This window comes from Streptomyces sp. NPDC006510 (genome assembly GCF_040611955.1).
Taxonomy (GTDB): Bacteria; Actinomycetota; Actinomycetes; order Streptomycetales; family Streptomycetaceae; genus Streptomyces.
In genome coordinates this window covers 1-7,291 of sequence record NZ_JBEXPH010000301.1, presented here as the reverse complement: position 1 = coordinate 7,291, position 7,291 = coordinate 1, and the positions used below count along the sequence as shown (strand labels likewise).

At 69.8% G+C, this 7,291-nt stretch carries 8 protein-coding genes and 1 pseudogene; 4 read left to right on the top strand and 5 right to left on the bottom strand.

From position 1 onward, the window contains the following. The 3 genes and pseudogenes from ABZY11_RS41560 to ABZY11_RS41550 form a co-directional block, all read right to left on the bottom strand. Positions 1 to 257 (bottom strand): annotated as a pseudogene (locus ABZY11_RS41560) (substrate-binding domain-containing protein); the annotation flags it as partial. A gap of 166 nt (positions 258 to 423) precedes the next feature. Then, positions 424 to 747 (bottom strand): multidrug efflux SMR transporter, encoded by a 324-nt coding sequence (locus ABZY11_RS41555; protein WP_356484141.1) that lies wholly within the window; start codon positions 745 to 747, stop codon positions 424 to 426. Then, positions 744 to 1,394, bottom strand: a complete 651-nt coding sequence (locus ABZY11_RS41550; protein ID WP_356484140.1) for an NAD(P)H-dependent oxidoreductase — start codon at positions 1,392 to 1,394, stop codon at positions 744 to 746. The genes ABZY11_RS41555 and ABZY11_RS41550 overlap by 4 nt, the downstream gene beginning before the upstream one ends. Before the next feature lie 93 nt (positions 1,395 to 1,487). On the opposite strand from ABZY11_RS41550, the gene ABZY11_RS41545 reads away from it, so the two are divergent. Next, positions 1,488 to 2,042 carry a helix-turn-helix domain-containing protein gene (locus ABZY11_RS41545; RefSeq protein WP_356484139.1) on the top strand — a complete coding sequence of 185 codons (555 nt, stop codon included), beginning with the start codon at positions 1,488 to 1,490 and terminating at the stop codon, positions 2,040 to 2,042. A gap of 44 nt (positions 2,043 to 2,086) precedes the next feature. On the opposite strand, the gene ABZY11_RS41540 is transcribed toward ABZY11_RS41545, so the two are convergent. Continuing rightward, positions 2,087 to 2,785 (bottom strand): response regulator, encoded by a 699-nt coding sequence (locus ABZY11_RS41540; RefSeq protein WP_356484138.1) that lies wholly within the window; start codon positions 2,783 to 2,785, stop codon positions 2,087 to 2,089. Next, positions 2,782 to 4,380, bottom strand: a complete 1,599-nt coding sequence (locus tag ABZY11_RS41535) for a sensor histidine kinase (RefSeq protein ID WP_356484137.1) — start codon at positions 4,378 to 4,380, stop codon at positions 2,782 to 2,784. The genes ABZY11_RS41540 and ABZY11_RS41535 overlap by 4 nt, the downstream gene beginning before the upstream one ends. Before the next feature lie 218 nt (positions 4,381 to 4,598). Between ABZY11_RS41535 and ABZY11_RS41530 the strand changes: the two genes are divergently transcribed. The 3 genes from ABZY11_RS41530 to ABZY11_RS41520 all read left to right on the top strand — a co-directional run. Continuing rightward, complete coding sequence (locus ABZY11_RS41530; RefSeq protein WP_266430638.1) at positions 4,599 to 5,414, top strand: ABC transporter ATP-binding protein; 816 nt, start codon at positions 4,599 to 4,601, stop codon at positions 5,412 to 5,414. After that, entirely contained in the window at positions 5,404 to 6,267 is an 864-nt protein-coding gene (locus ABZY11_RS41525; protein WP_356484136.1) for an ABC transporter permease, read from the top strand. Before ABZY11_RS41530 ends, ABZY11_RS41525 begins: the two co-directional genes overlap by 11 nt. A gap of 53 nt (positions 6,268 to 6,320) precedes the next feature. Then, a partial coding sequence (locus ABZY11_RS41520; protein WP_356484135.1) for an ABC transporter substrate-binding protein occupies positions 6,321 to 7,291 on the top strand: 971 nt, incomplete at its 3' end.

The window sequence follows — 7,291 nt, the reverse complement described above, 5'->3', positions numbered from 1 at the left end:
CGCCGCTCCGGCCACCGGGCCGGCGGCGCCGCGGTGCTCCGCCGCACCACGAGTCGCGTGCGCACCAGCGTGGTGCCGCGCTCCGTCCCGCTCTGGCGGACCTGCCGCAGGGCCCCTTCCACCCAGCGGCGTCCCACCTCGGCGAAGTCCTGGTGAACGGTGGTCAGGGGCGGCAGGAACGAGCCGGACTCCGGTATGTCGTCGAAGCCGATGACGGACACGTCCTCCGGCACCCTGCGGCCCCCTCTGTACAGCGCCACCCCGTGACGGGGCCGTGCCGTGCTGCCCGCACGCGGTACGGCACGGCCCCTCTCGCCCTCCTCGCCTTTCTCTCACACGAGTTGGGAGCACACATTGGCACGCCGTACCCGCATACCCGGACGACTCGGAGCCGCGGCCGCCACCGCACTGATCACCGGGGGGTCACGCGGACGTTGTCGTCATCCGTGCCAGCGCCACACCGCCGACGATCAGGGAGACCGCCGCCAGCCGCCCCGGGCTCACCGGATCGTGGTGGACGAGAATCCCCAGGGCGATGGCCCCGACCGCGCCGATGCCGGTGAAGACCGCGTACGCCGTGCCCACCGGCAGCCCCTCCATCGCCCGGGAGAGCAGATACACCGCGCCGACCATGAGCACGGCGCACAGCAGCGTCGGCAGCGGCCGGGTGAAGCCCTGCGTCGGCTTGATGCTCTGGGACCAGGCGATCTCGACCAGCCCGGCGCTGATCAGCAGCAGCCAGCTCATAGGATGCCTCCGCCCAACTCGCGGGCGGCTGCCAGGGCGGCCGCCCGCGACTCGTCGTGCTGTGCGCGGCGCGCGGCGAGCGAGGGATCGATCCGGGAGTTCACCAGCTCGGTCGAGAGGAAGACCGGGTCGTCGATCGCGAAGTGGCCCGCGAGGAAGTCCCGCAGATAGCGCTCCTGATGGTCGTACGGTTCGCGCGGCGTGCCCGGACCGTAGGCCCCGCCCCGGGCGGAGGCGATCACGAAGCGGCGCCCCGCCAGCGACATCTTGGGGAACGTCACCTGGTCGATCCACGCCTTCAGGGAGGCGGGGACGGAGAAGTTGTACATCGGTGTCGTGATCAGCACGACGTCGGCGGCGACCAGCTCGGCCAGCAGCGGCCGCAGCACCTCCCAGGCCCGCGCCTGGTCCGGGCCGCGCACCGCCTCCTCGTACCGGTCGATATCGGTGATGCCGTGCCGCAGGACGTGGTCGCAGAGCTCGGTCCAGGCCTCGTCGATCTGCGGCACCGGGTCGGTGCGCAGATCGCGGAGCACGTACGTGCCGGCCGGATGCGCGGTCTGCCAGGCGGCGGTGAAGGCTTCGCCCAGTTCGCGGCTGTAGGAGTCGCTCCGGGCGCTGGCGGCTATGTGCAGCAGTACAGGCATGGGTGTCCCCTCGAAAAAAGTGGACGTCGTGTCCGCTTATCTCAACCAGGGTAACCGGACGTCGTGTCCACTTATTCCTGTACGGTGGGATCCATGGAACGCGCGGACGCAGCAAGGAACCGTGCCAAGGTGCTCGCCGCGGCGAACCGGCTCTTCGCCGCGGGGGACCCGCGCAAGGTGACGATGGACGCCATCGCCCGGGAGGCCGGCGTGGGGCGGGGCACGCTCTACCGCCGCTATCCGGACATCCCGTCCATTGCCGCGGCGCTCCTCGACGAACACGAACGCGCGCTCCAGGAGAAGCTGCTGCGCGGCGATCCGCCGCTGGGCCCCGGAGCGCCGCCCGCACAGCGGCTGGCCGCTTTCTACGCGGCGATGACCGACCTGCTGGAGCAGCACATCCACCTGACCCTGCGCGCCGAGTCCGGGTCCGCGAGGTACGCCACCGGGGCGTACGGCTTCTGGCGCGCGCATGTCCGGATGCTCGTCAAGGAGGCGGGTGTACCCGGCCCCGACGCACTCAGCGACATCCTGCTGGCGCCCCTGGCGCCCGAACTCTTCGCGTACCAGCGGGGGCGGGGCAGTGACGTCGAGGAGATCCGGTCCGCCCTGGAAACGCTCGCGGAGAGGGCGCTCGCCGCGGGATGAGGGTGTGCCGGGTCAGTGGCCGGCCGCGCCGGCCGGAACGCGCCTCAGCTCGCCTTCGCCCACGCGTAGCGGTGTTCGGGACGGCCCGTGTCGCCGTACTTGAGGCTGAGACTGATGCGGCCCGCGCCCTCCAGGTACTTGAGGTACCGCTGCGCGGTGGAGCGGCTGAGGCCGGCCCGCGTGGCGACCTCGTGCGCGGACAGCGGTCCCTCGGCGGCCGACAGGACATGGCGGATGACATCCGCGGTGGGTGCGGAGTGCCCCTTGGGCAGCCCGGCCGCGGGGCCGTACTCCGCGGTGCGCAGGGCACCGAAGATCTGGTCGACCTGCTCCTGCCCGGCCTCGCCCCGGCCGCCGCCCACCCCTTCGAGGGTCCGGCGCAGGGCCGCGTAACTCTCCAGCTTGGACCGCAGACCGCTGAAGCTGAACGGCTTGACCAGGTACTGGAGCGCTCCGTACCGCATGGCGGTCTGGACGGTCGCCACATCGCGGGCCGCGGTCACCATGATCACATCGGCCGGGTGGCCGAGCTGGCGCAGCCGCCGGACCAGTGTCAGTCCCGTCTCGTCCGGCAGATAGTGGTCGAGCAGGACGAGGTCGACATGGTCGCGCTCCAGGAAGGCCAGTGCCTGAGCGGCGGTGTGCGCACGGGAGATGACCCGGAAGCTGGGGACCTTGGCCACGTACGCGGCATTGATCTCGGCAACCCGGAAGTCGTCGTCCACCACCAGGACATCGATCATCGTGACTCTCCCACTTCTGTCAGCGGCCGGACGGTGAGTGCCTCGGGCAGGACGACGGTGAAGACCGCGCCGCCGCCGGCCCGGGCCGTGACACGGGCCGCGCCACCGTAGCGTTCGGCCAGCCGGCGAACCAGCGCCAGGCCCAGGCCGCGCCCGCGGTGCGCGGGGGACTCCTTGGTGGACCAGCCCTCGGTGAAGATCTGCTCCCGCATCCCGGGAGGCACGCCCGGACCGTTGTCGCTGACCCGCAACACCGCCGTGCTGCCCTCGGCGAGCAGCTCGACCTCGATGAGCGTGGCGACGTCCAGCGCGTTGTCGATCAGGTTGCCGAGGACGGTCACCAGATCGCGCGGGTCCACCACCACGTCCGGCAGCCGGGTGCCCGGCGAGATGCGCAGGGAGGCGCCCCGCTCCGCCGCGATGGCCGACTTGCCCACCAACAACGCCGACAGCAAGGGGTCGTTGACGCGTTCCGCTACCTGTTCCGCCGAAGCCCGGTGACCGCTGGTCACCTCCTCGACGAACTCCACCGCGGCATCGTGCCTGCCGAGCTCCAGCAGCCCCAGCAGGGTGTGCAGCCGGTTGGCGTGCTCGTGGTCCTGGGCGCGCAGCGCGTCCAGCAGGCCATGGGTGGAGTCCAGTTCACGGCCCAGCAGTTCCAGCTCGGTGCGGTCGCGCAGGGTGACCACGGCCCCGCCGTCCCCGGTGGGCATGCGGTTGGCGATCAGCACCCGGCCCCGGCAGACGGTGATCAGGTTCGCGCCGTCGACCCGTCCCGTCAGCACCTCCGCCGTACGGCCCGGCGGCAGCACCTCGCCCAGGGCACGTCCTACCGCGTCCTGGTCCAGCTCCAGCAGCCGCTGCGCCTCGTCGTTGAGCAGCCGGATCCGGCCCCGCGCGTCGAGGGCCAGTACCGCCTCGCGAATGCTGTGCAGCATGGCCTCGCGCTCGTCCAGCAACGCGGAGATGTCGGCGAAGGCGAGTCCGTGCGTGCCGCGCTGGAGCCGCCGGGATACGGCCAGGGCGGCCAGCACGCCCACGGCGAGCGCTGCTCCGGAGTAGAGCAGCAGACCGGGAATGGCCCCCAGCAGCCGGTCGTGGACGCTGTCGTAGGCGATGCCCACCGACACGGCGCCCACGATGTTCCGGTGCCGGTCGCGGAGCGGGACCTTCGCACGCGCCGACCGACCCAGGGTCCCGTCGTCGATCTGCATGATCTCCCGGCCGCCCAGAGCCGTGCTGGGGTCGGTCGAGACGTGCTTGCCGATCTGCGTGGTGTCGGTGTGCGACCAGCGCACGCCGCGGGTGTCCATGACGACGATGTACAGCGCCCCGGTGGCCCGCCGGATCCGCTCCGCCTCGGCCTGCACCGGTCCGCCGGGGCTGGGTCCGGTGCTCCTCAGATCGCGTACCAGACCGGGTTCGGCGGCGGTGGTCTGGGCGATGGACAGGGCCTGGTGCATCGCCTGGTTGTCGAGCTGGTGGCTGAGCGGGGCGAGGAAGAGCCCCGTCACGAGCATGATCACGCCGGTGGTGATGACCAACTGGGTGAGGAGGACCTGGGCGAAGACACGGCGCGGCCAGTGAATGCGCATGTGCTCGCCCTCTGCCTTCCGCCGGCCAGGAACATGATGCTCCGTTTCGTCCTTGTGTGAACGCAACGTAAACGTCGCGGTCACCGATGACCAGTCCCCGTGGCTCATTCGTTGCCGGAGCGCGAGCAGAACGAGCAGAACCCCGCGTTATGAGCAGAACCATGAGTTGTGGGCGCAAGGGTGCCCGGGTCCTCGGGGCACCTCTAGCGTCCCGCTCCATGAACAGCGAAACGAGCCCCGCCATCGAGCTGCGGGGGGCGAGCAAAGCGTTCCGGACTCCGTCGGGGGCGCTCCACACCGCCGTACGGGACCTGGACCTCACGATCGGGCGCGGTGAGTTCGTCGCCGTCGTGGGCCCCACCGGATGCGGCAAGTCGACCACGCTGACCCTCGTCAGCGGCCTGGAGGAGCCCACCGAGGGCGAGGTGCTGGTGGCCGGGGAGCCGGTGCGCGGCATCGGCGACAAGGTCGGCTTCGTCTTCCAGCAGGACGCGGTCTTCCCGTGGCGGACCGTACTGTCCAATGTGATGGCGGGTCCGCGCTTCCGCGGCGTGCCCAAGCCCGAGGCGAAGGAGCGGGCCCGGGAGTGGCTCGCCAGGGTCGGTCTCTCCTCCTTCGAGGACCGCTACCCCCACCAGCTGTCCGGCGGCCAGCGCAAGCGCGTCGCTCTCGCGGCCACGTTCGTCAACGACCCCGAGATCCTGCTGATGGACGAGCCGTTCTCCGCGCTCGACGTGCAGACCAGGGCACTGATGTCGGACGAACTGCTGGAGCTGTGGGCCGGCACCGGTGCCTCCGTCGTCTTCGTCACCCATGACCTGGAGGAGTCCATCGCGCTGGCCGACAAGGTCGTGGTCATGACCGCGGGACCGGCCACGGTCAAGGAGGTCTTCGAGATCGACCTGCCGCGCCCCCGCAAGGTCGAGCAGGTGCGACTGGAACCCCGGTTCGTCGAGATCTACCGGGAGATCTGGTCCTCGCTCGGCGAAGAGGTCCGCATCACCCGCGAGAGGGGTGCCCTCGATGTCGCCTGAAGCCATCACCGCGAGCGCCGCCGTGACCAAGACCGACCGGACCCGGGCCAGGGCACGGGCCGCCAGGAACCGCAAGTACCTGGTGACGGCCAGCCGGGTCGCGGTGCTCCTCGCGGTCATCGGGCTCTGGGAATGGCTGGCCCGTACGGCGGTCATCGACCCGTTCAACTTCTCCATGCCGTCGAAGATCTGGGACCAGATCCGCACCTGGGTCGTCGACGGAACCGCCCAGGGTTCCCTCTGGGAACAGATCTGGTACACGCTCTACGAAGCGCTGCTCGGCTGGGTCATCGGTGTGATCGCCGGGGTGCTGCTCGGGATCGCGCTGGGCCGGGTCCGGTTCGCCGCCGATGTCCTCGGTCCGTACATCAAGGTGCTCAACGCGCTGCCCCGGATCGTGCTCGCGCCGATCTTCCTCATCTGGTTCGGTCTCGGCCCGGCGTCGAAGGTCGCCTCCGCGGTCGTCCTGGTGTTCTTCCCCGTCTTCTTCAACGCCTTCCAGGGCGCACGGGAGGTCGACCGCAACCTCGTCGCCAACTCCCGCATCCTGGGCGCCAGCAACCGTCAGGTCACCCTGCAGGTGGTCATTCCCTCCGCCACCTCGTGGATCTTCACCAGCCTGCATGTGAGCTTCGGCTTCGCACTCATCGGCGCGATCGTCGGTGAGTACATCGGGGCCACCAAGGGACTCGGGCTGCTGGTCGCCGCCTCCCAGGGCACGTTCAACGCCGCCGGTGTCTACGCCGCGATGGTCATCCTCGCGATCGTGGCGCTGCTGGCCGAAGGTCTGCTGACCTTCCTCGAAAAGCGGCTCTTCCGCTGGAAGCCGGCCGACGCCGATTCCGCCCGCTGACGCCCCGTCGCCTTCCGTACTCCCGCCTTATCCTTCACAAGGACGTGAATCAGATGCGTACATCCACCCGGATCCCGGCCCTCGCCGTCGTCGGCGTACTCGCCCTGACCAGCCTGACCGCCTGTGGCGGCGGTGACTCCACCTCTGCCTCCGGTGACAAGAACGACAAGGTCAAGATCATGGTCGGGGGCCTCGACAAGGTCATCTACCTGCCCGCGATGCTGACCGAGCGGCTGGGTTACTTCAAGGAGGAGGGCGTGTCGGTCCAGCTCCTGACCGAGCCCGCCGGTGTCCAGGCCGAGACGGCACTGGTCTCCGGCGATGTCCAGGGCACGGTGGGCTTCTACGACCACACCCTCGACCTCCAGGTGAAGGGCAAGCAGGTCGAGTCCGTCGTCCAGTTCTCCCACGCCCCCGGCGAGGTCGAGATCGTGTCCAACCAGGCGGCGGGCGACATCAAGTCGGCGAAGGACTTCAAGGGCAAGAAGCTCGGCGTGACCGGCATCGGTTCCTCCACCGACTTCCTCACGAAGTACCTCGCCGTCAACAGCGATGTGCAGACCAGTGAGTTCACGCCCGTCGCGGTGGGCGCCGGGCAGACGTTCATCTCCGCCCTCCAACAGGGTTCCATCCAGGGCGGCATGACCACCGACCCGACGGTCGCCACCATCCTGGACAAGAAGCTCGGCAAGATCCTCATCGACATGCGGACGCCCGAGGGCTCCAAGCAGGCACTCGGCGGGCTCTACCCGTCGTCCAGCCTCTACATGCAGACCGAGTGGGTCAACAGCCACAAGGAGACCGTCCAGAAGCTGGCCAACGCCTTCGTCAAGACCCTGAAGTGGATGTCCACGCACAGCGCGGACGAGATCGCCGCGAAGATGCCCGCCGACTACGCCCAGGGCGGCGGCAAGGCCCTCTACGCCCAGGCGATCAAGAGCACGCTGCCCATGTTCACCAAGGACGGCGTCATGCCCGCGAACGGCCCCGCCACAGTCGAACGGGTCCTCAAGGCCTTCAACCC

What these genes read in the sequence shown, in the direction of transcription:
- ABZY11_RS41530 (WP_266430638.1), top strand. Translation starts at nt 4,599, where the DNA reads ATGAACAGCGAAACGAGCCCCGCCATCGAGCTGCGGGGGGCGAGCAAA.
- ABZY11_RS41545 (WP_356484139.1), top strand. Translation starts at nt 1,488, where the DNA reads ATGGAACGCGCGGACGCAGCAAGGAACCGTGCCAAGGTGCTCGCCGCG.
- ABZY11_RS41525 (WP_356484136.1), top strand. Translation starts at nt 5,404, where the DNA reads ATGTCGCCTGAAGCCATCACCGCGAGCGCCGCCGTGACCAAGACCGAC.
- ABZY11_RS41540 (WP_356484138.1), bottom strand. Translation starts at nt 2,785, where the DNA reads ATGATCGATGTCCTGGTGGTGGACGACGACTTCCGGGTTGCCGAGATC.
- ABZY11_RS41555 (WP_356484141.1), bottom strand. Translation starts at nt 747, where the DNA reads ATGAGCTGGCTGCTGCTGATCAGCGCCGGGCTGGTCGAGATCGCCTGG.
- ABZY11_RS41535 (WP_356484137.1), bottom strand. Translation starts at nt 4,380, where the DNA reads ATGCGCATTCACTGGCCGCGCCGTGTCTTCGCCCAGGTCCTCCTCACC.
- ABZY11_RS41550 (WP_356484140.1), bottom strand. Translation starts at nt 1,394, where the DNA reads ATGCCTGTACTGCTGCACATAGCCGCCAGCGCCCGGAGCGACTCCTAC.